The 26,044-nt window shown below is 73.5% G+C and carries 23 protein-coding genes, 1 tRNA gene and 1 riboswitch; of the genes, 8 read left to right on the top strand and 16 right to left on the bottom strand.

What is annotated here, in order from left to right; genetic code table 11:
- Positions 1–32 precede the first annotated feature (32 nt).
- Genes galK through MOPEL_RS07150 form a run of 3 tightly spaced genes read left to right on the top strand, consistent with a single transcriptional unit; the run spans position 33 to position 3,372 of the window.
- Positions 33–1,232, top strand: a complete 1,200-nt coding sequence (gene galK / locus MOPEL_RS07160) for a galactokinase (RefSeq protein WP_009482209.1) — start codon at positions 33–35, stop codon at positions 1,230–1,232.
- The gene (locus tag MOPEL_RS07155) at positions 1,229–2,221 is read left to right on the top strand and encodes an aldose 1-epimerase family protein (RefSeq protein ID WP_009482208.1); all 993 of its coding nucleotides are present in this window, start codon (positions 1,229–1,231) and stop codon (positions 2,219–2,221) included. The genes galK and MOPEL_RS07155 overlap by 4 nt, the downstream gene beginning before the upstream one ends.
- Positions 2,218–3,372, top strand: a complete 1,155-nt coding sequence (locus tag MOPEL_RS07150; RefSeq protein WP_009482207.1) for a LacI family DNA-binding transcriptional regulator — start codon at positions 2,218–2,220, stop codon at positions 3,370–3,372. Before MOPEL_RS07155 ends, MOPEL_RS07150 begins: the two co-directional genes overlap by 4 nt.
- Here MOPEL_RS07150 and MOPEL_RS15885 read toward each other — a convergent pair.
- Positions 3,357–4,934 (bottom strand): DUF402 domain-containing protein, encoded by a 1,578-nt coding sequence (locus MOPEL_RS15885; RefSeq protein ID WP_009482206.1) that lies wholly within the window; start codon positions 4,932–4,934, stop codon positions 3,357–3,359. The two genes, MOPEL_RS07150 and MOPEL_RS15885, sit on opposite strands and share 16 nt — an antisense overlap.
- 122 nt (positions 4,935–5,056) lie before the next feature.
- Between MOPEL_RS15885 and selA the strand changes: the two genes are divergently transcribed.
- Both selA and selB read left to right on the top strand, forming a co-directional pair.
- A complete protein-coding gene (gene selA, locus MOPEL_RS07140) occupies positions 5,057–6,400 on the top strand; it encodes an L-seryl-tRNA(Sec) selenium transferase (RefSeq protein ID WP_009482205.1) in 1,344 nt (447 codons plus the stop codon).
- Complete coding sequence (gene selB / locus MOPEL_RS07135) at positions 6,397–8,187, top strand: selenocysteine-specific translation elongation factor (protein WP_009482204.1); 1,791 nt, start codon at positions 6,397–6,399, stop codon at positions 8,185–8,187. The genes selA and selB overlap by 4 nt, the downstream gene beginning before the upstream one ends.
- A gap of 92 nt (positions 8,188–8,279) precedes the next feature.
- Here selB and MOPEL_RS07130 read toward each other — a convergent pair whose 3' ends face one another.
- The 4 genes from MOPEL_RS07130 to MOPEL_RS07115 all read right to left on the bottom strand — a co-directional run bounded on the left by MOPEL_RS07130 (position 8,280) and on the right by MOPEL_RS07115 (position 11,465).
- Positions 8,280–9,305: a sulfate/molybdate ABC transporter ATP-binding protein gene (locus MOPEL_RS07130; RefSeq protein WP_040633419.1), complete on the bottom strand. Its 1,026-nt coding sequence runs from the start codon at positions 9,303–9,305 to the stop codon at positions 8,280–8,282.
- A gap of 122 nt (positions 9,306–9,427) precedes the next feature.
- The gene (locus tag MOPEL_RS18460; RefSeq protein ID WP_009482202.1) at positions 9,428–10,225 is read right to left on the bottom strand and encodes an ABC transporter permease; all 798 of its coding nucleotides are present in this window, start codon (positions 10,223–10,225) and stop codon (positions 9,428–9,430) included.
- Entirely contained in the window at positions 10,222–11,046 is an 825-nt protein-coding gene (gene modA, locus MOPEL_RS18455; RefSeq protein ID WP_009482201.1) for a molybdate ABC transporter substrate-binding protein, read from the bottom strand. The genes MOPEL_RS18460 and modA overlap by 4 nt, the downstream gene beginning before the upstream one ends.
- Positions 11,043–11,465: a TOBE domain-containing protein gene (locus tag MOPEL_RS07115; RefSeq protein WP_245544737.1), complete on the bottom strand. Its 423-nt coding sequence runs from the start codon at positions 11,463–11,465 to the stop codon at positions 11,043–11,045. Before MOPEL_RS07115 ends, modA begins: the two co-directional genes overlap by 4 nt.
- A 188-nt stretch (positions 11,466–11,653) precedes the next feature.
- On the opposite strand from MOPEL_RS07115, the gene MOPEL_RS07110 reads away from it, so the two are divergent.
- On the top strand, positions 11,654–12,796 hold the full coding sequence (locus tag MOPEL_RS07110; RefSeq protein WP_009482198.1) for an acyl-CoA dehydrogenase family protein: 1,143 nt from the start codon (positions 11,654–11,656) through the stop codon (positions 12,794–12,796).
- A 305-nt stretch (positions 12,797–13,101) separates the two neighbouring features.
- On the opposite strand, the gene MOPEL_RS07105 is transcribed toward MOPEL_RS07110, so the two are convergent.
- The 6 genes from MOPEL_RS07105 to MOPEL_RS07080 all read right to left on the bottom strand — a co-directional run bounded on the left by MOPEL_RS07105 (position 13,102) and on the right by MOPEL_RS07080 (position 17,714).
- Entirely contained in the window at positions 13,102–13,809 is a 708-nt protein-coding gene (locus MOPEL_RS07105) for a hypothetical protein (protein ID WP_009482197.1), read from the bottom strand.
- Between the two features lie 270 nt (positions 13,810–14,079).
- On the bottom strand, positions 14,080–14,532 hold the full coding sequence (locus MOPEL_RS07100; RefSeq protein ID WP_040633416.1) for a GatB/YqeY domain-containing protein: 453 nt from the start codon (positions 14,530–14,532) through the stop codon (positions 14,080–14,082).
- 83 nt (positions 14,533–14,615) lie between these two features.
- Positions 14,616–15,062, bottom strand: a complete 447-nt coding sequence (locus MOPEL_RS07095) for a fructosamine kinase family protein (RefSeq protein WP_009482195.1) — start codon at positions 15,060–15,062, stop codon at positions 14,616–14,618.
- Positions 15,063–15,980 carry an oxygenase MpaB family protein gene (locus MOPEL_RS07090; RefSeq protein WP_009482194.1) on the bottom strand — a complete coding sequence of 306 codons (918 nt, stop codon included), beginning with the start codon at positions 15,978–15,980 and terminating at the stop codon, positions 15,063–15,065.
- Positions 15,981–16,059: 79 nt separating this feature from the next.
- Entirely contained in the window at positions 16,060–16,809 is a 750-nt protein-coding gene (locus MOPEL_RS07085) for an immunity protein CdiI family protein (protein WP_009482193.1), read from the bottom strand.
- Positions 16,806–17,714 (bottom strand): LysR family transcriptional regulator, encoded by a 909-nt coding sequence (locus MOPEL_RS07080; protein WP_009482192.1) that lies wholly within the window; start codon positions 17,712–17,714, stop codon positions 16,806–16,808. Before MOPEL_RS07080 ends, MOPEL_RS07085 begins: the two co-directional genes overlap by 4 nt.
- 313 nt (positions 17,715–18,027) lie before the next feature.
- Between MOPEL_RS07080 and gabT the strand changes: the two genes are divergently transcribed.
- Both gabT and MOPEL_RS07070 read left to right on the top strand, forming a co-directional pair.
- Positions 18,028–19,359 (top strand): 4-aminobutyrate--2-oxoglutarate transaminase, encoded by a 1,332-nt coding sequence (gabT, locus tag MOPEL_RS07075; RefSeq protein WP_009482191.1) that lies wholly within the window; start codon positions 18,028–18,030, stop codon positions 19,357–19,359.
- Positions 19,360–19,375: 16 nt separating this feature from the next.
- Positions 19,376–20,842 (top strand): NAD-dependent succinate-semialdehyde dehydrogenase, encoded by a 1,467-nt coding sequence (locus MOPEL_RS07070; protein WP_009482190.1) that lies wholly within the window; start codon positions 19,376–19,378, stop codon positions 20,840–20,842.
- Between the two features lie 219 nt (positions 20,843–21,061).
- On the opposite strand, the gene MOPEL_RS18945 is transcribed toward MOPEL_RS07070, so the two are convergent.
- The 5 genes from MOPEL_RS18945 to MOPEL_RS15880 form a co-directional block, all read right to left on the bottom strand.
- The gene (locus MOPEL_RS18945) at positions 21,062–21,451 is read right to left on the bottom strand and encodes an arginase family protein (RefSeq protein WP_174270585.1); all 390 of its coding nucleotides are present in this window, start codon (positions 21,449–21,451) and stop codon (positions 21,062–21,064) included.
- A gap of 65 nt (positions 21,452–21,516) precedes the next feature.
- Positions 21,517–22,110: a helix-turn-helix domain-containing protein gene (locus MOPEL_RS07055; protein ID WP_009482187.1), complete on the bottom strand. Its 594-nt coding sequence runs from the start codon at positions 22,108–22,110 to the stop codon at positions 21,517–21,519.
- A gap of 163 nt (positions 22,111–22,273) precedes the next feature.
- Positions 22,274–22,349 (bottom strand) — tRNA-Thr (locus MOPEL_RS07050).
- 128 nt (positions 22,350–22,477) lie between these two features.
- Positions 22,478–23,110, bottom strand: a complete 633-nt coding sequence (locus MOPEL_RS18735) for a transglycosylase family protein (protein WP_009482186.1) — start codon at positions 23,108–23,110, stop codon at positions 22,478–22,480.
- A gap of 12 nt (positions 23,111–23,122) precedes the next feature.
- A riboswitch (cyclic di-AMP (ydaO/yuaA leader) is annotated at positions 23,123–23,279 on the bottom strand.
- A 285-nt stretch (positions 23,280–23,564) separates the two neighbouring features.
- Positions 23,565–25,625, bottom strand: a complete 2,061-nt coding sequence (locus tag MOPEL_RS15880; protein ID WP_009482185.1) for a serine/threonine-protein kinase — start codon at positions 25,623–25,625, stop codon at positions 23,565–23,567.
- Positions 25,626–26,044: the final 419 nt, after the last annotated feature.

The raw sequence follows: 26,044 nt of genomic DNA, 5'->3' as shown, positions 1-26,044 counted from the left end.
CCGGGAGCGATCGAGGACGAAGAGGTACCGAGATGAGCGAGCAGGCGTGGCCCGACCCCGACGGTGTGTCGCGGGCGACCGAGGCGTTCCGGGCGGCGTTCGACGCCGCACCCGAGCAGGTGTGGGCCTCCCCCGGGCGGGTCAACCTCGTCGGGGAGCACACCGACTACAACGGCGGGCTCGCCCTGCCGATCGCGTTGCCGCACCGCACGTTCGCCGCGATCGCGCCGCGGAGCGACCGCACGGTGCGGCTCGTCTCCGGCCTCGACGACGGACACCGCTGGGAGGGCACGCTCGACGACATCCGGCCCGGCGGGGTGAGCGACTGGGTCGCGTACTGCGCCGGCCCGGCGTGGGCGCTGCGGGAGGACGGCGTCGAGCTCTCCGGTTTCGACCTCGCCCTCGCCTCGTGCGTCCCCACGGGTGCGGGCCTCTCGTCCTCCGCCGCGGTGGAGTGCGCGGTGGCACTCGCCCTCACGTCCCTCGCCGGTGAGTCGACCGACGACGACGCGGCGCGTGCCCGCCTCGCGGCGCTGTGCGTCCGGGCGGAGAACGAGGTCGCGGGCGCCCCGACCGGAGGGATGGACCAGGCGACGAGCCTGCGCGCCAAGGCAGGTCACGCCCTCCTGCTCGACTGCCGCGACGACTCCGTCGAGCACGTCGCCCTCGACCTCGAGGCCGCGGGTCTCGCTCTCCTCGTCGTCGACACGCGGGTCCACCACAGTCTCGCCGACGGCCAGTACGGCCGGCGTCGGACGACGTGCGAGACGGCGGCGGCGCGACTCGGCGTCACCCAGCTCGGCGACCTCGACAGCATCGACACCGAGAACGGCCGTCAGACCGCCCTCGCCCGTCTCGACGGCGAGGAGGCGAGGCGGGCCCGCCACGTCCTCACCGAGATCGCCCGCGTGCGGGAGGTCGTCGACGCGGCCCGCGCGCAGGACTGGACGCGGATGGGCACGGCGATGGATGCCTCCCACGAGTCGCTCCGGGTCGACTACGAGGTGAGTTGCGTCGAGCTCGACGTCGCCGTGGAGGCGGCGCGGGCGGCCGGTGCGCTCGGTGCCCGCATGACCGGTGGGGGCTTCGGGGGCAGCGCCATCGCCCTCGTCCCGCTGGACCTCACCGAGCAGGTCGCCGGCGCCGTCACGGCCGCGGCCCGCGAGCGGGGCCTTCGTGAGCCCGCGTTCCACGTCGCCGTTCCCTCGGCCTCCGGGGAGCGTGTCGCATGAACGACTCCCCCACGGCCCCCACCCCCACGCACGCACCCCTGCCGACGCCCCTGCCGACGCCCCCGCCGACGCCCCCGCCGACGCCCCCGCCGACGGGCGAGCAGATCACGCTGCGCCGCGGCATGAGCGAAGCCGTCGTCACCGGGGTCGGCGGTACCCTCCGTCGCTACCGGGTCGGCGAGCGCGACGTCGTCGTGCCGTTCGACGAGGAGTCGCTGCCCCCTGCGGCGCACGGCGCGGTCCTCCTGCCCTGGCCGGGACGCATCCGCGACGGCCGGTACACCGCCGGGGGCCGCGAGCGGCAGCTCGACCTCTCCGAGCCCGAGCGGGGCAACGCGATCCACGGTCTCGTCCGCCACACCCGCTGGCAGGTGGCCGCCCGCACCGACGAGGCCGTCGACCTCACCCTCGACCTCGTCCCCCGCGTCGGCTATCCCTTCCCCCTCCACGTCCACCTGCGGTACGAGCTCGGCGAGGACGCCCTCACGGTGACACTCACGACGACGAACACCGGCCGGGAGTCCTCGCCGTACGGTGCCGGGTTCCACCCGTGGCTCTCCCCCGGCGGGTACACCCTCGACGAGTGCACCGCGACGATCGCCGCGACGGGCTGGATCCGCGTCGACGATCGCCTGCTGCCCGTCGAGGAGATACCCGACGTCCCGGCCGTCGTCGACCTCCGCACGACACGGCCGCTGCGCGACGTCCACCTCGACGACACGTACGTCATGGCGAAGGACCCGGTGATCGCACTCACCGCACCCGACGGCGTGACGGCGTTCATCCGCGCCCGCGAGGGGTTCACGTGTTGGCAGGTGTTCACCGGCGACGGGCTCCCCGACGGGTGGGAGCGCACCGGCCTCGCCGCCGAACCGATGACGTGCGCCGCCGACGCCTTCCGCACCGGCCGCCGCCTCGTCACCCTCGCCCCCGGCGCCTCGCACACGTGCCGCTTCGACCTCGGACTCGCGAGCGCGGAGGAGCCGTGACCGGCCGTCGAGGCGGCGTCGGATGGACGTCCCGCACCACCGCTCGTGACGTGGCCGCCCTCGCAGGGGTCTCGCCGCAGACCGTCTCCCGCGTCGCCGCCGACGCGACGAACGTGCGTCCCGAGACGCGGGAGAAGGTCCTCGATGCGATGACGAAGCTCGGGTACACCCCCAACGCGGCCGCCCGGGCGCTGCGCTCGGGCCGCTCCGATCTCATCGGGGTCGTCGTCCACCACGTCGCCCGCACCGGTGAGGCCCGCATCGTCGACGCCGTCGTCGCCACGGCCCACGCCCACGGGTACGCGACGACCCTCGTCGACGCCCCCGACGGCACCGTCGAGCACCTCAACGCCGCTCTCCGCCGCCTCGGCGGGGTCGCGGGCGTCGTCGTCCTCGGGTTGGAGACGGCCGACGTCGACCGTTTGCACGTCCCCGCACGGTTGCCCGTCGTCGTCGCCGACTCGCGCTCCCTCGTCCACCCTGCGGTCGGGTTCGACCAGCGCGGCGGCGCCCAGGCGGCCGTCGCCCACCTCCTCGGCCTCGACCACGAGACCGTCCACATGCTCGCCGGGCCGGCCGACTCGCTCCAGTCCCGCGAACGCGAGGAGGCGTGGCGGGCGATGCTCACCGCGGCCGGCCGGGAGGTCCCGGCGCTGCGCCGTGGCGACTGGACGCCCACCTCCGGCTACGAGGTCGGCCGCCGCCTCGCCGCCGACCCCTCCGTCACCGCCGTGTTCGCCGCCAACGACGAGATGGCCGCCGGGCTCCTCCGCGCCCTCCACGAGGCGGGACGACGAATCCCGGAGGAGGTCTCCGTCGTGGGGTTCGACGACGTGCTCGCCGAGCACCTGTGGCCGCCGCTCACGACCGTGCACCAGGACTTCGCCGGCGTCGGCGCCAACCTCGTCCGCGAACTCCTCCGACGCATCGACGTCCACGACGTGGGCGGCGGCGTGGACCCGGCGGACGCAGGCGCCGCCCCGCCAGTGGCCTCGACGACGGCTGCCACGACGACTGCAACCTCGACGACGCTCGTCCCCGCGCACCTCGTCGTGCGCGAGAGCACCGGTCCCGCGCCCCGGCGGACGTCGTCACGACCGGCGGGCTCGGGCACCGACGTCGAACCCGGTGACGCTCAGCGCACCTCGTAGTCCGGACCGAGCTCGTCGGACATGAACCGCCGCAGCTCGTCGGCCTCGGCCTCGTCCGCGCCACCGAGCGCGCGCCAGTCGAGCAGTCGCGCGTTGACCTCGGAGGTGAAGCACCCGACCGTGCCCACCCGCGTCACGACGTCACCACGCACCGGGAGCTCCCCCGGGGCGTCCGCGTCGAGCTCGACGACCTCCGCCGGGCGGTCCTCCGCGGCCGCGATCGGAAAGAGACTCGATCGACCGAGGTGGGCGAGCTGCACCGTCACGGCGAGGCCGCCGACCTCGTCCTTGACGCGGCGGCCGAGCCACCGGCCGAGCGCCTCGTAGTCGGCGATGACCGCCCGCGGCTGCCATCCGCGCACCGGGTCGAAGTCGCGGGTCCAGCGGTCCGACCAGTCACGCAGGTGGTCGACGAGTTCCGGTGAGAGATCGAGCTCCTCGGGCTCGATCGGCCGACCGTCGAAGTAGAGCGGCGACTCGCGCCCCGTCTCGGTCGTGAGGAGGACCCCCGTCACCTCCGACGGGTCGACGGGTGTCGTGTCGATGTCCTCGAGGTCGTGGGAGACGTCGGCGACGACGACGCCGCGGTCGCCGCCCGACCGACCATGCCCGGACCAGGACTCCCCACCATCCCGCTCGACCTCGACGGCGGGTTCGTCGTCCTCGTCGACCTCCACGAGCGGAGCGTCGCCCGCCTCGTCGGACCACACGGCGAGCAGATCCTCCTCCGCCGGGGGCGAGGGTGAGGACACGGCTGCAGGCTCGGCCACGGACCCCTCGGACACGGGCCCGTCGACCACGGGGGCGTCGGCGGGCGCCGCGGTCTCCTCGTCGGTGAGGGTGGCGGACGGCTCCGCGACGAACGGGTCGCCGACGCGAGCGGGGGTCCCGGGGGCCTCGTCGGCCTGCGACGACGACACCCAGGACGGCCCGGCGTCGACGGGCTCGTCCTCGACGTGCGCCGACGACGTGAGGACGGCGCGGCCCCGCTCGTCGCTCGCGACCCGCTCACGGCAGAGCGTGAGCCAGGACTCGGCGACGTCCTCGAACGGCTCGGCCCGTTCCCCCATCCGGTCGACCAGCCACGCGGTCGCGGCACGCGCGCCCTCGACGACGTCGGCGGGATAGGACATCTCGCGACGGTGTTCGTCGAACTCGTCCTCGTCGTCGACGAAGAGCTCGCCCGAGAACCGCCGGATGACGTCGAGGTCGAGGTCGACGGCCGAGACGCTGAGCACCCCGTCGGGGCGGTGCCACCACGTCGCCTGCGTCGTCACGTCGACATAGATGCGTGAGGAGAACGTGCCCGCGGAGTCGTTGAACGTCGCGACCCACATCCCGTCGTGGGGGTAGAGCGTCACCCAGTGCGCGTCCGAGGTGAACTCGAGCCCGGGGCGGGCGATGGAGCCGCCGGGCGCACCTCCGACCCACACGCCGTACTCGTCGACGCCGACGACGACGAGGTCGTACTCCCAGTGCGGGCTGCCGTCGTACTTCGTGAACACGGCGTGGACCCGCGCACCGAACGGGAGCTCGGCGGGCGAGAGGCCTCCTGCGTCCATGGCTCCTCCTCTTCCTCCGTCCCATCATGACCGGCCGCGGCGGCCCGTCGGGCACGGGGCGCGCAGGTGGAGCCGATACTCTCCGGCAGTCGGGCACGACGCCCCGCGCGGAGGAGGAGACGATGACGCACGACGACCCACGACGCCGGATCCCGCGCACCGACGCCTTGCTCGCCACGCTCGGCGATCTCGTCGGCGTGCACGGGGTGGACGCCGTCAAGGCGGCGGTGACGACGGCGCAGGCCGACGCCCGCTCCGGGAGGATCACGCCGGAGGACGTCGAGTCGGCCACGCGTGCCGTGCTCGCCGCCCGCACCCCGACGACGCTGCACCCCCTCGTCAACGCCACCGGTGTCGTCCTCCACACGAACATCGGCCGGGCCGCCCTCTCCGCCGACGCGCGCCGCGCGCTCCTCGCGGCCGCCGGGCACGTCGACGTCGAGTTCGACCTCGGCACCGGGGCCCGAGCACGGCGCGGACGGGGAACGCTCGCCGCGCTCCGCGAGGCCGTGCCCGCCGCCGGAGACGTCCTCGCCGTCAACAACGGCGCCGCCGCACTCGTCCTCGCGACGACGGCCCTCGCCGTCGCTCAGGGTCGCCCCGAGATCGTCATGAGCCGCGGCGAGATCGTCGAGATCGGCGACAACTTCCGCCTCCACGAGCTCATCGAGTCGACGGGCGCGACCATCGTCGAGGTCGGCACGACGAATCGCACGTGGGCACAGGACTATTCGCGTGCCGTCACCGAGTGGACCGGACTCGTCGTCAAGGTCCACCCGAGCAACTTCGTCGTCCACGGCTTCACTCACGGCGTCGACGTCCCCGAGCTGTCCCGCACGCTCGCGGACGTCCGGGCCGAGCGTGGCCTCGACGTCCCGCTCCTCGCCGACATCGGCAGCGGCCTGCTGCGCCCCGAGCCGCTCCTCCCCGACGAACCCGACGCGCACACCGCTCTCACCGGCGGGGCCGACCTCGTCACCGCGAGCGGCGACAAGCTCCTCGGCGGTCCGCAGGCGGGGCTCGTCCTCGGGCGGGCCGATCTCGTCGAGGCGATGCGCCGGTCCCCCCTCGCCCGCGCGGTCCGCGTCGACAAGCTCGCCCTCGCCGCCCTCGAGGCGACCCTCCGCGGCGGACCGACACCGACCGCCGCGGCACTCCGCGCCGACGTCGCCGAACTCCGGCGCCGCACCGAGGAGTTCGCGCGCCGCCTCGCCGAGCAGGGCGTCGGGGGGCGGGTCGTCGCACACGACGCCGCGGTCGGTGGCGGAGGTGCACCGGGGGTCGTCCTGCCGAGCGTCGCGGTCGCCCTCCCCGACCGCTGGGGCGCGCCGCTGCGCCGCGAGGGCGTCGTCGCCCAGGTCACCGGCGGCGCGTGCCTCGTCGACCTCCGCGGTGTCGAGGCCGACGACGAGGCACGCCTCCTCACCGCGATCCTCACCGTCGCCCACGAAGGAGACGCCCGATGAGCTCGATGTCCGTCGTCGCCACCGCCGGCCACGTCGACCACGGCAAGTCGACCCTCGTCAAGGCCCTCACCGGCATCGAGCCCGACCGATGGGAGGAGGAGCAGCGGCGCGCGCTCACCATCGACCTCGGGTACGCGTGGACGACGCTCCCGGGCGGCGGCACCGTGGCGTTCGTCGACGTGCCCGGGCACCGCCGGTTCATCGGCAACATGCTCGCCGGTCTCGGCCCGGTGCCCGCGGTGATGTTCGTCGTCGCCGCCGACGAGTCGTGGATGCCGCAGAGCGCCGAACACCTCGCCGCCGCAGCGGCCCTCGGTGTCGAGCACGCGCTCCTCGTCGTCACCCGCGCCGACCTCGCCGACCCCGCCCCCGCCCTCGCCCGGGCCCGCGCGGAACTCTCCGAGGCGGGCCTCGCCCCGCGCGCCGCCCTCGCCGTCTCCGCCCGCGCGGGCGCCGGGATGGACGAGCTCCGCGCCGCCGTCGCCGACCTCGTGGCCGCACTCCCCGCCCCCGATCCGGCGGCCCGCGTCCGGCTGTGGATCGACCGGGCGTTCACGATCAACGGCGCCGGCACCGTCGTCACCGGCACCCTCCCCGCGGGCACGATCCGCGTCGGCGACACCCTCGACCTCCTCGGCCGCCGTGTCTCCGTCCGCGGCCTCCATTCCCTCGAGCAGCCCCGCGACGCGGTGAGCGGGGTCGCCCGGGTCGCCGTCAACCTCCGCGGCGTCGCGACCGCGGACCTCCACCGCGGCCAGGCGCTGCTCACCCCGGGGGCGTGGCACGCGACGTCCGTCCTCGACGTCCGCCTCACGCTGCCCGAGGGGGCCCGCACGGCGGCCGACCTCCCCGAGCACCTCATGCTCCACATCGGCACCGCCGCCCATGAGGCCCGCGTCCGCCCGCTGGGCAGCGACGGCGCGCGGCTCACGCTCGCCGAGCCGCTGCCCCTCGCCGCAGGAGATCGCGCCATCCTCCGCGACCCGGGTACGGGCCGCGTCGCCGGCGCCCTCGTCCTCGACGTCGACCCGCCCGAGCTGCGGCGTCGCGGGGCCGGGGCCCGCCGTGCCGAGGAGCTCGCCGCACGGGCCGCCGGGGTCGACCTCACGATCGAGGTCCGTGCCCGCGGGTACCTCGGCGTCGAGGAGGCGCGACGCCTCGGGGTCGGCGACGACGACCTCACCACCCTTCCGGCCGGGATCGTCCGCCGCGCCGACCTGCTCGTCGACGAGCGCGTGTGGTCACGCTGGCAGGAGGCCCTTAGCGACGTCACGGCCGACTACGCCCGCACCCACCCCCTCGAACCGTGGATGCCCGCCGACGCCGCTCGCACCGCCGCCGGGATCCCCCGTCTCGACCTCGTCGGACCGCTCGCCGAGGCCGCGGGCCTCACGCACGAGGGTGGGCGGGTCCACGAGCCCGGCATCCGGGCCGACCTCGGTGCCGCCGAGGCCGGACTCGCCCGCATCGAGGCACGACTCGCGGCGCAGCCGTTCGCCGCTCCCGAGCAGCCCGAACTCGACGCGGCGGGCCTCGGCCCACGGGAGGTCGCCGCCGCGGTGCGCGCCGGGCGTCTCCTGCGTCTCGACGACGGCGTCCTGCTCCAGCCCATCGCCCCCGCGAAGGCGATGCGCATCCTCGCGGGCCTGCCGCAGCCGTTCACGACGAGCGAGGCCCGCAAGGCGCTCGACACCACCCGCCGCGTCGCCATCCCCCTCCTCGAACACCTCGACGCGAAGGGCTGGACCCGTCGTCTCGACGCCGGCCACCGCGAGGTCGCCCGTTAGTCGCGGCGGTCTCCGACCCTTCCCCGAGCTGCGGCATGGCCATGCGGCGTCCGCGACCGAGGCCGGCGCAGAGGCCCAGGGGACGTGGCCGGTCACCGGGCGGGGTGGAGATGCACCTCCTGCGCCTTGACGACGGCGTGGACGATACCCCCGGGCGATAGGGCGAGGTCGGCGACGGCGGCGGGGCTGAGGTCGGCGGCGATCGTCGTCCCCGGGCCGAGCTCCACCCGCACGCGGACGACGCCGCCACGGTCGGCGAGGTCGACCACGACCCCGCGCCACACGTTCCGCGGACTTCCCAGTGGCGCAGTGGGATACAGCGCCACGGCGCTCGGCGACCACACCGCCACCGCGGCGGATCCGGGGAGGACGTCCGCGCCGATCCCCCGCACGAGGAGCCCCGCGCCCGAGCGGAGGAGCCCCTCCTCGACGACCGTCCCGCGGACATGGTCGACACCGACGAGGGAGGCCCCGAACGCGCTCGTCGGCGCCCGGAGGAATTGGGGGGTCGGGGCGCATTCGACGAGGCGTCCGCCGTCGATCACGGCCACGTGGTCGGCGAGGGCGACGACGTCGAGGAGGTCGTGGGTGACGAGGATCGTCGGCACCTGCGTGCGTTCGAGTTCTCGGACGACGACGCGCCGCATCGACGGGGCGACGTCGACGTCGAGCGCCGCGAACGGCTCATCGAGCAGAAGCACCCGGGGTTCGCTCGCGAGCGCCCGCGCGAGCGCCACCCGCGCCGCCTGTCCCCCGGACAGCTGGTGGGGTCGGCGCCGCGCGAACTCCGCGACACCGACACGCTCCGCCCACTCCTGCGCAAGGGTCTGCGACTCCGCCCGCGGCACACCGCGACTCCGCATCCCGAACGCGATGTTGGCGGCGACGTCGAGATGCGGGAAGAGCAACGGCTCCTGTCCGAGGAGCGCGATGCGGCGACGGTGAGTCGGCACGTCGACGCCGCGGTCGGTGTCGCAGAGCACCGTCTCGCCCACCGTGAGGCGACCACGCGTGGGCCGCAGCAACCCCGTGAGGAGGTCGAACGTCGTGCTCTTGCCCGCGCCGTTCGGCCCGACGAGCGCGAGCGTGCGTCCCGGCGCGACGGTCAGGCTCGTCACGTGGTCACGCGGCGCGAACTCCCCCCTCCACGACAACGCACCCCCGCCGTCTCCACGCCGGCGGTCTCTACCCCTGTGGCCGCCGACGACACGACCTCGCGCGCCCCGGGACGTCGCCCCGCTCATGCGCCCTCCCCGCGACGGTCGGTGGATCCGCCGGTGTCGTAAGTGATCCCGACGATGAGGACGGCGACGACGACGAGGGCGAGCGAGAGCGCCATCGCCGCGTCGGGGGCGACCTCCCGCTGGAGGTAGATCTCGAGAGGCAGCGTGCGGGTGACGCCCTGGAGCGACCCGGCGAACGTGAGCGTCGCCCCGAACTCCCCGAGGCACCGTGCGAACGCGAGCGTCGCCCCCGAGCGCAGCCCGGGCCAGGCGAGCGGAAGCGTCACGTGGGCGAGCACCCGCGTCGGTGACGCACCGAGGGTGGCCGCGGCCCGCTCGTACCGCGTGCCGCCCGTGCGCAGGGCCCCCTCCAATCCGACGACGAGGAACGGCATCGCGACGAACGTCTGCGCGAGGACGACGGCGATCGTCGTGAACGCGATGTGCACTCCTGAGGCCTCGAGGTGCCGTCCGACGAGCCCGGTGCGTCCGAACGTCGCGAGCAGTGCGAGGCCGCCGACGACCGGCGGCAGGACGAGGGGCAGGAGGACCAGACCTCGCAACCAGCGCACCCACCCCGCCGACGGTGCGCGGGCGAGGACCACGGCGAGGGGGGTGCCCAGCACGAGACACAGCAGCGTGCTCACCACTGCGGTGCGGAGGCTCAACCACAGGGCCGCGAGCGACGACTCGCTCGTGAGCAGCGCGGGCAGCTCCACCCAGTCGACCCGCCCGAGCAGACCGACGAGCGGCCCGACGACGACGAGGAGCGAGACGATCGCCGCCGGGAGGAGCCAGCGGGGCCCCGGGGTCACGAGGTGGGGGCGCCGAACCCGGCGCGGCTCAACAGCTGCTGCCCCTCCGTGCTCCGCACCGCCTCGACGAACGCCTCGGCCGTCGCTTGCCGCCCCGCATCCTCGACGCCGTGCGCCGTGATCGCGATCGGGTAGACGTTGACGATCTTCGCCGCCTCGGGAGTCTTCACGACCGTCACGTCGTCCCCCGCGCCCGTCGCGTCGGTGACGTACACGAGTCCGGCGTCGGCCTGCCCGGAGGTCACCTTGCCGAGCACGTCGGTGACGGCCGACTCCTCGCTCACGGGTGTGACGGTGAGCCCGGCCTCGGTGAAGAGCTCCCCGGTCGCCGCCCCGCACGGCACCTGCGGCGCGCAGACGACCGTCTTGACCTCGGGCTTCCGCAGATCGGCGAGTGCGGTGACGTGCGCGGGGTTCCCCTTCGGCGTGACGATCGTCAGTGTGTTCGTCGCGAACGGCGTCGGAGCATCCTTCGCGACGGAGCCACCGGAGACGGCCACCGTCATCTGCTTCTCGTTCGCGGAGGCGAACACGTCGCCCAGCGCGCCCGAGTTGAGCTGGGCGGCGAGGTCGGAGGAGCCGGCGTAGGAGAACGTGATCTTCGCGCCGGTCTGCTTCTCGACGTCGGCGCCGATCTCGTCGAACACCGTGTGCAGCGAGGCGGCGGCGAACACGGTGATCGGGGCGTACGAGCCGGAGCCGCCCGACGGCGACGCGGCGGCCTTGTCGGCGGGCACGGGGGCGTCGTTGCCGCCGCATGCGGAGAGCGCGAGAGTGAGCGCCCCGGCGAGGGCGAACAGGCGGGTGCGGGTGGTGGTCATGCGAGGTCTCCCACGGATTCGACGACGACGGTGGTGGACTTGACGACGGCGGCGGCGAGAACCCCTCGCCGCAGGCCGAGTTCGCGCGCGGAGTCGGCGCTCATGAGCGAGGTGATGAGGTGCGGGCCGCATCGCATCTGCACCTGGGCCATCACCGTGTCGGTACGGACGTCGGTGACCAGACCGACGAGACGGTTGCGCGCCGAGCTCGCCGTGCCGCCCTGCGGCACAGCGGAATCGCGCTCCTCGGCGTAGGTGATGAGGTCGGCGCCGGAGATCTGCAACCGGCCCCCGACATCCTTGGCCGCGGCGAGTTCACCCTTGGCGACGGCCCGCCGCAGCGTGTCGTCACTGACGCCCAGGAGGGCGGCGGCGGTTCGCACGTCGAAGGAGTCTCGGGGCGCAGATGCGTCTGTCACCCCAGCACTCTAACCGCATCTGCGCCTGTGCACGCGTCGTCCCGCTCGCGACATCCCTGCCCCACGGCCGTGGGCCCGAGCTGGCGGGGACGTCGGCAGGGCGCGACTCACCGCCGACCGGCCCGCCCGTCGTCCACGCCCCGCGCGCGGGCGCCGTGCCGGGCGCGCGACTCCCCTAGCCTGGCCTCATGACTGCCACGCGACTTCTCCCCAGCTCCGAGGCCGAAGACCTCATCGCCATGACCCGCGAGGTGTGCGACGAACGCCTCCGCCCCATCGTCGACGAGATGGAGGCCAAGGCCGAGTTCCCCCGCGAGATCTTCCGATTCCTCGGCGACCAGGGCCTGCTCACCCTCCCCTACCCCGAGGAGGTCGGTGGCGGCGGACAACCGTACGAGGTCTACCTGCAGGCATTGGAGGAGATCGCGTCGGCGTGGATGAGCGTCGCCGTCGGTGTCTCGGTGCACTCCCTCACGTGCAACCCGATCTTCGCGTTCGGCACCGACGAACAGAAGTCCCGATTCCTCGAATCCATGCTCGACGGAAGCAAACTCGGCGCCTATTGCCTCTCCGAGCCCGACGCCGGGTCCGACGTCGCGGCCATCTCCACGCGCGCCCGCCGCGACGGCGACGACTACGTCGTCAACGGCGTCAAGGCGTGGATCTCCCACGCGGGCCACGCCGACTTCTACACGACGTTCGCCCGCACGAGCGACGACGGCCCCCGCGGTCTCTCCTGCTTCCACGTGCCCGCCGACACCCCCGGCCTGGAGTTCGCCAAGCCCGAACGCAAGATGGGCCTCGACTGCGACACCGTCGGTCAGGTGATCTTCAACGACGTGCGGGTGCCCGCCGACCACCTCGTCGGCACGGAGGGGCAGGGCATGTCGATCGCCCTCTCCGCCCTCGACGCGGGTCGCCTCGGCATCGCCGCGGCCGCCACGGGTCTCGCCCAGGCCGCCCTCGACCAGGCCGTCGCCTACTCCAAGGAGCGCAAGGCGTTCGGCAAGCCGATCTCGGAGTTCCAGGGCCTCGCGTTCCTCCTCGCCGAGATGGAGGCCGCCGTCACGAGCGCCCGCGCGAGCTACCTCCACGCCGCCCGCCTCAAGGACGCCGGCAAGCCGATGAGCAAGGAGGCCTCGGTCGCCAAGATGATCTGCACCGACGCCGCCATGCGCGTCACCACCGACGCCGTCCAGGTCTTCGGCGGCTACGGCTATACAAAGGACTACCCCGTCGAGCGCTACATGCGCGAGGCCAAGGTGACGCAGATCTTCGAGGGCACGAACCAGATCCAGCGCCTCGTCATCTCCCGCCACCTGCTCACGTGAGCCGAGGCGCGGACGCAGCAGACACGCAGCGGGGTGGTCGCGACGGCGACCGCCCCGCTGCGTTCGTGTGTACCAGGATGCGCGTCGCCGTCACGTGCATCGAACGACGACCAGAACCTCACCCTCGCCGACGGCGTTGCAGGTCAGCGCCCCACTGACGCGGCGAGACGCGGATTGTGGTCGTCGTTCACGACGGTCGGGTGCCGGGGCTCCAGGAGGCGTGCCCCGGTGGGCGGGTGCCAGACGCCGACTCGGGCCGCACCGGGGCACGCCAGACCCCGTCCGCTCCACGGCCGCACTGCCGCTCAGGGCTGGGCCGCCACCTGGGCGAGCTTGGCGGCGAGTTCGGCGTCGGAGAGCAGACCCTTGGCGTGGAGGTCGGCGAGAACGCCCATGAGGACGGTCTTGTCGGCCTCGGCCGGTGCCGGCTCGGGGGCGGCGGCCGGGGCCGGCTGCGCCGCGGCAGGTGGAGCGACGGCAGCGGTCGCCGCACCGGCGGCCTGGGCCTGCGTGGCCGCGGCGGAGTCGATCGGCGGCGTCGCGGGCGCGGCGGCGGGTGCTGCCGGCGGCGCGGACGGGGCCTCGGTCCGGATCGGCACCCGGCCCCGCGCGCCCGGTCGGGTCACCTCGAGGACGAGGCGCGGCACGAGCTCACGTAACCGCGCGACAAGACGACCCGAGTCCTCGACGTGCATCTTGCGGACGACGAGGCGACCGGAGGCCGTCGTCAACGCGAACCCGTCGTGGACGACGGGGTCGTAGTCGAGCTTCTGCGCGCCGACCAGGGCGTGGTCGCGGTAGTGGTACTTCGAGTAGTCGTCGCGGAGGCCGAGGATGCGCTTGTCGGTGAGGATCAGCACGCCGTCGCCGCCGGCGTAGAGGCAGGCGGCGAGCTCCTGGACGGTCTCGTCGGGATCGATGATCTCGTGGAGGTTCTTGATGGCAGTGCGCGTCCCGAACGTCACGCGCATCCGGGCCTCTGCCTCGGCGATGTCTCGGCGCGGCGAACTCATGTGTTCTCGTACGGCAGGCGACCGTTCGATCTGAGCACTCGGCGGTGACGGTCGTGTGGATCGACGTTCACCGCCGCCGCGCCGCCGTGGTCGTCGACGTCGGCGAGGATCGACACGGCAGTGGCCCTCGCCGGCGGCGCCCCATCCTGTGCCGATCGTCGGTGCGGGAGGTGGCACGAGATTCCCGGCGCCTCTCCGGCACCGTGCGGGCCGGGTGGCTCGACCTCGGCGGCCCGCCCCGCACGAGGCAGAGCCACCGGGAGGTGAGCGTCAGCCCGCGAGGGCCTTCTTCACGGCGGCGGCGACACGACCGCCCTCGGCCCGGCCGGCGACCGTGGCCTGGGCGGCCTTCATGACCTGACCCATCTGGGTCATGCCCGTCGCGCCCACCTCGGCCTTGGCCTCGGCGGCGATGGCGTCGAGCTCGGCGTCCTCGAGCTGCGCGGGCAGGTAGGCCTCGAGCACGGCGAGCTCCGCCCGCTCCCGCTCGGCGAGCTCCGGGCGGCCGGCGCCGTCGTAGGCGGCGGCGGACTCCTTGCGCTTCTTCGCCTCCTTGGCGAGGACGCCGAGGACGTCGTCGTCGGTGAGGTCGCGGTGCTCCTTGCCGCCGACCTCCGCGTTGGTCAGGGCGGTGAGGGCGAGGCGCAGCGTCGCGGAGCGGACCTGGTCGCGCTCGCGGATGGCGATCGTGAGGTCGCCCTGGATCGTTTCCTTGAGGCTCATGTGTTCATTCTCCCCGACGCGTCCAGGCGGTTTCGCAGCCTGCGCCCGCACGAGCCCACCCGGGGGTTCCGGCACGCGACCACTCACACGTAGCGGCGGAGGGCGTCGACGACGGCCTGACCGTAGCCGCCGCCGACGAGGATCACGTGGACGAGCAGCGGCGACAGCTGGTACCAGGGGATGCGCTCCTGCCAGGCGTCGGCGAGGGGGCACTCCACGTCGTAGGCGCTCATCACCTCGGGGCCGAAGCCGCCGAGGAGGTGCATCATCGCGATGTCGATCTCGCGGTGGGCGTAGTGGCAGGCGGGGTCGACGAGCCAGGAGCGTCCCTCGACGTCGACGAGGCGGTTGCCGGCCCACAGGTCGCCGTGGACGGGCGCCGGGGGTTCGGTCGGACCGCAGAGGTCCTCGACCCGCGGCGTGAGGCGGTCGAGGATGTCCGTGGCCTGCGGGGAGACGCGCCCCGCCGACACCGCCCGCTCGACGAGGGGTCGGAGCAGGCTGCCCGCCGGGGCGGGCACGTCACGCACTCAGTGGGTGTCGCCGTGGCGGAGGCGTTCGTCGTCGTCGAGTCCGGCCATGCCCCAGCGGACGGCGGCGACGCCGAACCGGCCCGCCCCGTGGGCGAGGGGCCGGACGAGTCGCGGCAGGGGGATGCCGAGTTCCTCTCGGGCCCACGGCGGGAGGAGGGCGACACCCCCGGCGGCGAGGAGGGCGTACCCGGGCTTGGCGGCGAGTGGGAGCGGAGGTTCGCGGAGGAGGAACTGGGCGGCGTCCTTCGCGGCGGGCGAGGCCTCGAGCTCGGGCCGGTAGCCCTCGATCTGCGCCTCGAGCTCGGCGACCGTGCGGGGCAGGTCGGTGGCGCCGAGAAGTTCACCGCTCACGCGGGTCTGGTCGACGAACGTGTCGGCCTGCGCGGGGGTGAGGGGCCGGTCGGAGAAGTTCTGGTGGGCGGTGAGGAACGACCAGTTCTCGGCGATGTGCACCCAGCGAAGCAGGTGTGGGTCGCTCGCGCGGTAGGGGCGGCCGCGGTGGTCCTTGCCGCGGACGCGCTCGTGGATGCCCCGCACGTGCGCGATCGCCTCCTGCGCGTGCTCGATCGTGCCGAACGTGACGGTCGCGAGATAGGTGCTCGTGCGTTGCAGCCGCCCCCACGGGTCGCCCTTGTAGCCGGAGTGACCGGCGACGCCCGCCATCGCGCCGGGGTGGAGCGACTGCAGCAGCAGCGAGGTGATCCCGCCGGGGAACATCGCGGCGTCCTGGTTGACGATCCAGATGGGGTCGTCCTCGGTGAACCAGCGCAGGCCCGGCGTCTGCCAGATGCGGCGCGCCGCGGCGGGGGCGTCCTCCCCGGCGACACGGTCACGCAGGGCGTGGCCGAGCTTGTTCTGCGCGGCGCGCGAGAGGGAACGCGCCTGGTCGACGGCGAGGGCGGGAAGGGATGCCACCCGTCCAGCGTACGAACGACACGCCTCCCGCGCTCTTCCACCCGCATCCGCCACCCCACCTGGATCGCACCCGCAGGTCTCACGGCACGAGGGTGACGACGTAGTCCGGCCCCAGTTCCGCGGCGAGGGCGTCCCGGAGCGCGGCCCCTTCCTCCTCGTGGGCCCGCACCACGTCGTCGCGCAACGGGCTCTCGTCGCTCGGGTCGGCGAGCTCGGCCCACTGCCGCGCCCACGCGGTGAGCCGTTCCTCGAGCGCCGGGGAGAACCGCCCCACGCCCCAGGCCGTCACGGTGTCGCCCCGCACGGGCAGGTCGGCGCCGTGCTCGTTCATGAGTCGCACGGGGATCGTCTCCCGTTCCCGGTGCGGCGGGACCACGACGGGCTCGGGGCGGCGGTGATCGCCGGGATGCGGCGGATCGAGGTGGAGGACGACGGGGACGTCACCGACGGCGTCCTTGACCCGGTCGCCCACCCAGCGACCGAGGAGGGCGTGACGACTCCCGAGGGAGCAGGCCCCCATCCAGTCGGCGAGCATCGCGACGGTGCCCTCCGGGCCGGCATCGGCGCCCTCACGGACGACGTCGACGACCCGCGCCCAGTCCCGGATGCGCTCCGCGACCTCGTCGCGGAGGCCGAGATCCTCGGGTGGCGTGGGGATCCCGTCGATCCAGATCGGGGTGTCGAACCCCGGCTCCGTCATCACGTGGACCTCCTGCGGCCCCCGTCCGGGCGTCTCGGATGCCTCGGACGCGTCGGGCGCACCCGCGACCGACGTCGAGGGGGTTTTCCCACGGGCGTCGAGGCCGTCGGGCATCGGAGAAGGGGTCATGCGGACTCCTGGGTGGGGTCGGTGCGGTAGCGGGCGCGGGTGAAGCGGGCGAGGTCGTCGGCGAGGGCGGAGAGGGTGTCGGCGGCGTGGTGGCCGGGCTCCCACGCGACGTGGAGGCGGATCGTCACGGGTGCGCCGCCGGGGTTCTGGATCGTCAGGGGTACGAGGCCGAATCGCGGGTCGTCGGTGAGGACGCACACACCACGACCGGAGGCGGCGAGCGCCTGCGCGACGACCGGGGACCCGACGACGGCGAGCGGATCGACGGCGAGACCGGCCGCCTCGAGGGCCGCGTCGAGGCGTCGTCGGGCATGGAAGGTGCGGGGCAGGAGGAGCAGATCGGCGACGGCGAGCTCCTCGATGGGCACGGATTCCCGTGACGCCCAGGGATGGTCGGCGGCCACGCACGCCCACACGGGGAGCTCGGTGACGGTGCGGACGGCGAGCCCGGGTGGCGGGGCGATCGGCATGACGGCGAGGTCGGCGCCCGCATGGAGGGCTGCGGCGAGTCCGTCGACGGGGGACTCCTCGATCGCGGGCAGTGGCGCATCCGAGTCCCACGTCGCGATCCACGGGGCGAGGATGTCGTCGCTCGTCGTGCTCGTCGCGGCGATGCGCACCTCCTGGAGCCGTCCCGCGGCGAGCGCGCGTGCCGTCGTCGCGACGTCGTCGACACGCCCGAGGGCCTGGCGGGCGGGGTCGAGGAGCTCACGCCCGGCCGCGGTGAGGCGGACCCGGCCGCCCTCCCGGTGGAAGAGCCGGAGACGCAGGCGGCGTTCGAGCTGCTGCAGTTGACGGGTGACGGCGGGCTGCCCGACGCCGAGGGCTTCGGCACCGGCGGTGACGGTGCCCGCCTCTGCGACTGCGACGAAGCACTCCAGCGCGCGGAGGTCGACGGCGCTCATCGCGCGCCGCCGTCCGGCACCGGGCGGCTCGCGGTGCGGTCGCCCTCGGAGGACGACGTACTCACGGCACGCGCCTCACCCACGGCCATGCCCGCGCGCGCCGGAGCGCCCGACCGCGGGCGCGACCCCGTGCCTGCCGCATTTCCCGTCACCGTCACCTCCGACCATTCCTACCCGGCATGGAAATCATCGAGAATCGATATTGGACAGAATACCTGCGGGCCCCCAGGGTGAGCAGGAAGAACGATGGAATGGGAGGGCCCTCAGCCCTTCTCACCGACCCGCCGGCTCCCGGCGACATCCAGGAGGAACCGTGCCCGTCCCCCAGGAGCGCAAGCTCGTCACGCAGATCCCCGGCCCGAAGAGCCAGGAACTCCACGCCCGCACCAAGGCCGCCGTCTCGGCCGGTGTCGGCATCGGTCTGCCCGTCTACGTCGAGCGCGCCGGCGGCGGCATCCTCGTCGACGTCGACGGCAACCAGTTCATCGACCTCGGGTCGGGCATCGCCGTCACGAGCGTCGGCAACTCCGCCCCCAAGGTCGTCGAGAAGGCGAAGGCGCAGCTCGACGACTTCACGCACACGTGCTTCATGGTGACGCCCTACGAGGAGTACACGGCCGTCTGCGAGAAGCTCAACGAGCTCACACCCGGCGACCACGAGAAGCGCACCGCCCTGTTCAACTCCGGCGCCGAGGCCGTCGAGAACGCGGTGAAGATCGCCCGCTCGCACACGAAGCGCGACGCGATCGTCGTGTTCGACCACGCCTACCACGGCCGCACGAACCTCACGATGGCGCTGACGGCCAAGAACATGCCGTACAAGAAGGGCTTCGGGCCGTTCGCGGGCGAGGTGTACCGCATGCCGATGGCGTACCCGTACCGCTGGGCGGGCGACGAGGCGACGATGACGGACGACGCGTTCGCCGCGTTCACGAACGCCGTTCACGCGCAGGTCGGCGAGGAGAACGTCGCGGCCGTGCTCATCGAGCCGATCCAGGGCGAGGGCGGGTTCATCGTGCCGCCGAAGGGATGGCTGGGTCGCATCGCCGACTGGTGCCGCGAGAACGGCATCGTGTTCATCGCGGACGAGGTGCAGACCGGGTTCTGCCGCACCGGTGACTGGTTCGCCTGCGAGGCCGAGGGCGTCGTGCCCGACCTCATGACGATGGCCAAGGGCATCGCAGGCGGCCTGCCGCTCGCCGCGGTCACCGGCCGGGCGGAGATGATGGACTCCGTCCACTCCGGTGGCCTCGGCGGCACCTACGGCGGCAACCCCGTCGCGTGTGCGGGTGCGCTCGGCGCGATCGAGACGATGAGCGAGGAGGCCCTGGCGGGCAAGGCGAAGCGCATCGAGCAGATCTTCCGCGAGCGCCTCGGCGCGATGGCGGAGAAGCACGGGGTCATCGGCGACATCCGTGGCCGTGGGGCGATGATGGCGGTGGAGATCGTCAAGCCGGGCACGACCGAGCCGGACGCCGACCTCACGAAGAAGATCAACGCCGCATGCCACGCGAAGGGCGTCGTCACGCTCACCGCGGGGACGTACGGCAACGTGCTGCGGTTCCTGCCGCCGCTCGTCATCGGCGAGGACCTCCTCAACGAGGGGCTCGACGTCCTCGACGAGGTCTTCACCGAGTCCCTCTGACGCAGAAGGAGTCACGATGACCGACAAGAAGGACGTCCAGGAGATCGTCGACGCCGTCCCCACCGGCCTGTTCATCGGTGGGGAGTGGCGTGAGGCGACCGGAGGGGCGACCCTCGAGGTGCGCAACCCGGCGACGGGCGGGGTGCTCGCCTCCGTCGCCGACGCCACCCCGGACGACGGCCTCGCCGCCCTCACGGCCGCGGCGGACGCACAGACGGAGTGGGCCGCCACTCCCCCGCGGGAGCGGTCGGAGATCCTGCGCCGCGCCTACGACCTCCTCACCGAGCGCGCGGAGGACTTCGCGACGCTCATGACCCTCGAGATGGGCAAGCCCCTTCCGGAGGCACGTGGCGAGGTGACGTACGGCGGCGAGTTCTTCCGGTGGTTCTCCGAGGAGGCCGTCCGCATCCACGGCACGTACATGACGGCCCCGAACGGCGCGTCGCACCTGCTCACGATGAAGCAGCCCGTCGGGCCGTGCCTCATGGTGACGCCGTGGAACTTCCCCCTCGCGATGGGCACCCGCAAGATCGGCCCGGCCCTCGCGGCGGGCTGCACCATGGTGATCAAGCCGGCGAGCGAGACACCGCTGACGATGCTCGCGCTCGTCGAGCTCCTCCGTGAGGCGGGCGTGCCCGCCGGTGTCGTCAACGTCGTCACGACGAGCAACTCGGGCGGCGTCATGGAGCCGCTCATCCGCGACCCGCGCGCCCGCAAGCTCACGTTCACCGGCTCGACCGGGGTGGGCCGCAAGCTCGCCGAGCAGTCGGCCGAGCAGCTGCTGCGTCTCTCGATGGAGCTCGGCGGCAACGCGCCGTTCATCGTCTTCGAGGACGCGGACGTCGACGCCGCCGTCGACGGCGCGATGGCCGCGAAGATGCGGAACATCGGCGAGGCCTGCACGGCCGCCAACCGGCTGTTCGTCCACGAGTCCGTCGCGAAGGAGTTCGGCGAGAAGTTCGCCGCCCGCATGCGCGGCCTCACGGTCGGTGACGGCATGGAGGAGGGCGTCGACGTCGGTCCGCTCATCACGGAGAAGGCCGTCGCGAACGTCCGTCGCCTCGTCGACGACGCCGTCGAGGCGGGCGCTACGAAGGTGTGCGGCGACGAGGAGGTGCCCCAGCAGGGCAACTTCCTCGCCCCGACGGTGCTCCTCGACGTGCCGCCGACCTCCGACATCGCCCGTGAGGAGATCTTCGGCCCGGTGGCGCCGATCCAGACGTTCACCGACGAGGACGACGTCATCGCCCGCGCGAACGACACGGAGTACGGCCTCGCGTCGTACTTCTACACGCGGGACAACGCCCGGGCGATGCGCGTCGCGGAGAAGCTCGCGTACGGCATGGTCGGCGTCAACGCCGGCGTCATCTCGAACCCGGCCGCACCGTTCGGTGGGGTCAAGGCCTCCGGCTTCGGCCGCGAGGGCGGGTTCGAGGGCATCGACGAGTACCTCGAGATCAAGTACGTCGCGATGCCGCGCTGACCACCGGCGACACGCCTCGCGACGCAGGACGGCGGCCTGTCACCCGAAAGGGGTGGCGGGCCGCCGTCGTGTCGTCGGGACGGCCTGAGCCTCGCGCCCCGCACCGTGACGCCATCCGAACGGACTCGATCCGAGGGCCCACCGGACGACAACCCCCTGACCTGTCAACACGTAGGGGCAGGGCGCGATACACGTGATCGACTCCGTTCTGATGGCGCTTCAGGCGCCGTAGACCGGCTTCGACGCACCGTAGGCGGGGCGGCCGGGCGCCGCACCGGAGCTGGGGGCGAGGAGCGAGACGAACTCGCAGACGACGTTCGCCGCGGCGAGGCCGGCGAGTTCGGCATGGCCGTAGGCGGGCGCCACCTCGACGACGTCCGCGCCGACGAGGTCGAGGCCCCGCAGGCCGCTGCTCGGGTGGGTGGGCGTGCTCGGCGCGACGACGGAGTTCCCGCCGTGCACCGCCCGGATCGCGGCGAGGAGTTCCGCGTGCATCGTTCTCGGCGGCACGGTCGTCCTCGTGTACTCCGTCGTCGGCGGCATGTGGTCGATCACCCTCGCCGAGCAGGCCCAGTTCTTCATCGAGACGGCCGGGATCTTCTTCCTCATGCTCTGTCGCCCCTCCGTTCGGCCCCGTCGGTGATCGCTCCGGCGGGGCCGAACGGCATTCCGCGTCAGTCGACCGGGGCGGCACGGCTGTCGCGGCCGGGGAGGAGGACGAAGAGGACGACGGCCTCGGTGTCGCCGAGGTTGCGCCAGGTGTGGGGTTCACGGCCGGGGAAGGTGAGGGTGTCGCCGGCGTCGAGGGCGTGGGTCTCCTCGTTGAGGACGATCTCGATACGGCCGGTGGCGACGTGGCAGATCTCGATCTCGCAGTCGATGGAGTAGAGCTCGTCCTCGCCGTGGCCGCCGGGCTGGATGACGCTGCGGAGCACCTGGACGGAGCGTTCGTCGTGCGCAGTGACGAGGCGCTCGTCGATGCCGATGCCGCCAAGGTCGACCTCGAGGGCGTCCTCGAGCCGAACGAGGGTCGTGCGGGGAGCGGTGAACAGCGAGCCGACCTCGATCTGGAGGACGTGACAGAGGGTGACGAGCGAGGCGACCGACGGCGACGTGATGTCGCGTTCGACGCGGCTGAGGAACCCCTTCGTCATGCCGGACAGCTGCGCGACCTGCTCGAGGGTGTACCGCCGCTCGAGCCGCGCGCTGCGGAGCCGGGCGCCCACCTGGACGGCCTCGCGTACCCCTTGTACCGGTAGTGATTTCACGCCCGCCCCTCCCGCTGCTGGGCCAGAGCCTAAACGACCGGGGCATACCCGACAGCCCGACGGACCTGCTCTCTTCGCGCCGTGAGCCATGCGACGTCAGCCGCGGATCCGTCTCGCGTGGGAACCGCCGACACGCCCGCCACCCGGCGGAGAAGGACCGATGTGGAGCTGGAGAAGGGACTCGAACCCTCAACCACCTGTTTACAAGACAGGTGCGCTACCGATTGCGCCACTCCAGCGGCGTCCGCGGGGCCCCGTGGGACGTGGGCGGACTTGTCGAGGATACCGGCTCGACGCGCCGGGTTGGGTGCGTGCACGACGACGGCCCGACCTCCGTGAGGAGATCGGGCCGTCGTGCGGAGAGGACTCAGACGAGGCGGTTCGCGCCACGGAGGGCGGCGCCGCTGAGGTGACGCTTGTGGGTGATGCGCAGGCCGAGGTAACGCTCGGTCTTGCGGACGGTCTCCGGGCCGACGACGCCGTCGACGCGAGCGCCGACCTTGCGCTGCAGCTTGCGGACCTCCGCACGCGAAAGGCCCACGTGGTTCGACGTGTGCTTCTTCGCGACGCGCTTCGTGCTGCGGGACGCGGCGACGGAGCCGCCACCGGACATGCCGTTCGCACGGGTCAGGCCCGCCTTGCGGCTGCAGACCGGCCAGGCGCCCGGACCCTGCATGCGGAGCAGGTTCTTCGCGGCGGCGATCTGCTGCGACTTGGTGGCGTGGTGCGGCATCGACGCGTAACGGCTACCGCCCGCGGCGCGCCAGCTGCCCTTCGAGAACTGCAGGCCACCGTGGTAGCCGTTGCCCGTCGAGGTCTTCCAGTTGCCGCCGCTCTCACAAGCCGCGACACGGTCCCAGACGCCGCCCCCGGCGGCCTGGGCCTGCGGGGCACCGGCGGCCATGCCGCCGATGAGGGTGGCGCCGCCGACGACGGCCGTCATGAACGTGCGACGGACCTTGGTGGCAGGGGTGGCGACGCGGTGCTTGGCGTTGTACATGTGGATGGTCGGATCCTCTCCTGACGGCGCTTGTGGGGTTAGCTGTCGGGTTCGGGCGTCAGGCTGCCCGGCCGAGAAACTCGGCTTCACCCCGAGGTCGTCTCACGACGACCGGGCCGGATCGCGGCCACTGGGTCCCCCACCTTCGTCTGCCCGGTGTCTCCGGCGAGGCACTCCCCGACGAAGCTCAGCGCGGGAGTGCGCAGTGTGGATGTGTGTAGTTGATGTCGGCCCCCGAGGACAGGACCAAACCTGTCGGCCAAACGCTGGCGACTCTAGGCCAGCGATCCCGGCTGAGCAATAGCTCCGTCACGATTGCGCAACGAAAAGGTCACGGGCGATGCTCGTGCCGGGGACATCCGTGCACGTCGACGTGCACACCGGCATCCTCGTCCGTGACCTCATCGTGACCAACGCGACATGGACGCATGACCTTGACGCGCCCTTGCCAACCTCAGAGACCGAGTGCGCGGGCGGCCGCCGGGACGAGGCGTTCCAGGCCGTCCAACGGCCACCACGTGAGCTCCCACCCGGTCGACTGCGTGAGGAGCGCGAGCACCGCCGCCGACACCACCGCGGCGACCGTGAGGACGACCGCACCCGCCCGGCCCGGCGCGACCGACCGCACGATCGTGCGCGTCCCCCTCCGCACCGTCGAACCGCCCGGACCCCACCAGGCGACCACGGCCGCGGCCGCCGCACCCACCATGAGTCGCGAGGCGGTGCCCACGGGCAGGCCGACGACATCCCCCGCCATCGCCCGCAACCCGACGACGAATCCCGCACCGACGAGCACCGGGACGACTCCCGCGACGAGGGCGGAGAACCCCGACCCGACGAGGTGCCACGGGCTCGCGAGCGTCGCGACGGCGACGTCGGTGTCACGGCGTCCTCGCGCGGCACGGCGGAGGAGGACGGAGGTGACGACGCGGTCGACGAACCGGGCGAGCCACGACCATCCGAGCGCGACGAGGATGCCGAGCCCCGGCCGATGGGCCGTGAGCGCGACGAGGAGCAGACCGAGCGCGAACACCGTGCCGCCACGCATCGAGACGGGGCGGGGCGCGACCGGCGCGGGTGATGCCCCGTACGGTCCGGCCGTGAACGTCCCGCCCGCCGGTCGACCCGTCCAGGGGCCGCCGGGCCGGACGGGCGGCGCGGCCCGTGCGGGCGTCGGCACGGGCGCGGAGGCCTCCGGGCGGAACGTCGCGTACCGCTGCGGGGGCGGGCCGGCCGGGGTCGTGGGACGCGCCACGGGCGGGGTGGGCACGGCGGGCATCACGCGTGTCGCGACGACCGGCTGGGCGGCGGTGGGCGCCTCCCCCACGGAAGTCGACTGCGCGAGAGGTGCGCTCGGAGGCAGCGGGGCCTCGGAAGTCGTGGAACGGCCCGGGCGCCCGACCCGCGACGCCCAGGCGGTCAACCGGTCGAGGGGACGCGACGGTGCATCGTCCGCGTCGGGGTCGGTGACCACGGGCTCCGTCGCCCCGACGCCCACGGGGCGGGCTGCACCGGCCCCGGACACCGACACCCGGGGGGCACCGACGGGTGCGGTCGCGCCCGACACGAACGCGTCGACCCGGCCGGCCGGAGTGACGGCGGAGGCCGCGCCCCCCGACGGGACGGGCTCGGTTGCAGCGGCGCCGACCGCGGACGACCCGCCACGTGACGGCACGGGCAGCGGCGGCAGCAGACGGGGCGCCGACGCCGGATCCTCGAGTACCCGACGGATCGTGCCGAGCGACGGCCGCCCCGCGGGGTCGGGGTCGAGGCCGGCACGCACGACCTGCTGCATCCACGGCTCGAGACCGTCGAGGTCGGAGGCACCGCGACGGACGCGGTCGAGGATCGCCTCGGTGCGACCACCGCCGAAGGGCGGCCGGCCGGTGCCCGCGAACGCGAGCGTGGCGGCGTAGCCCCAGAGGTCGGTCGCGGGCGAGACGTCCTGCCCGTCGAGAAGTTCGGGCGGGAGATACCCGGGCGTGCCCATGACGAGTCCGGTCGACGTGAGGCGCGATTCGTCGGCGACGTGGGCGATGCCGAAGTCGATGACGACGGGCGACCCACCCGCGACGAGGACGTTGCCCGGTTTGAGATCGCGGTGGACGACACCCGCGGCGTGGATCGCGTCGAGGGCGTCCGCGAGGGTGCGCGCCATGTCGCGCAACTCCCGGCCGTGCAGGGGGCCGTGCTCCCGCACCCACGCGTCGAGCGGCTCCCCGGGAACGTACCGGGTGACGAGGTAGGGGCGGGGCCCGTCGACGTCGGCGCCGAGGAACGGCGCGACGGCAGGGTGGTCGACCCGCCGGAGCGTCGAGACCTCCCGCGCGAGGCGGGCCCTCGCGACGGGGTCGTGGGCGACGTGGTCGCGGAGGACCTTGACGGCGACGGCCCGCCCCGAAGGATCGGTGCCGAGATGGACGACCCCCATGCCGCCCTCGCCGAGGACGCCGTGCAGGCGGTACTCGCCGAGACGCGCCACGGCGCCTGTCGGGTCGACGGGCTGGGTCGTCACGGGCTTTCCTCCCTCTTCCACGTCGTGAGGATCGATCGCGGTCGTCGACGTCGGGACGACCGGATCGGTCGCCACATGCGAGCACGAGGACCGCACCGGCCTCACGAGATCCCCCGACCGCGCGGGCACACGCCGGGTGGGGCCACTCTACGAGCGAGGTGGGAGAGGACCCTGGAGGCGGACTGGGAACGCCCTGCACCCCACGCCGGCCCCGCTTCGTCGCCCCGCCCGTGATGCCGAGATGTCGAGACCACGCGGGGACACCGCCCCGTCGCCCCGCCCTGCCCGGCGAACACGCTCCGGCGCACCCCCGGACTCACCCCTGGCCCCCGCGCGATCCGAACCCACGACCGACGCCTTCACGGAGGCGTCCGTGGGAACGATCACCCCGGCCTCGGGATGCCGTGTCGGGCTGCGCG

It is taken from the genome of Mobilicoccus pelagius NBRC 104925, assembly GCF_000247995.1.
Classification (GTDB): domain Bacteria; phylum Actinomycetota; class Actinomycetes; order Actinomycetales; family Dermatophilaceae; genus Mobilicoccus; species Mobilicoccus pelagius.
Note: the sequence above shows the minus strand (reverse complement) of the source record. Positions and strands in the feature narration are given on the sequence as shown.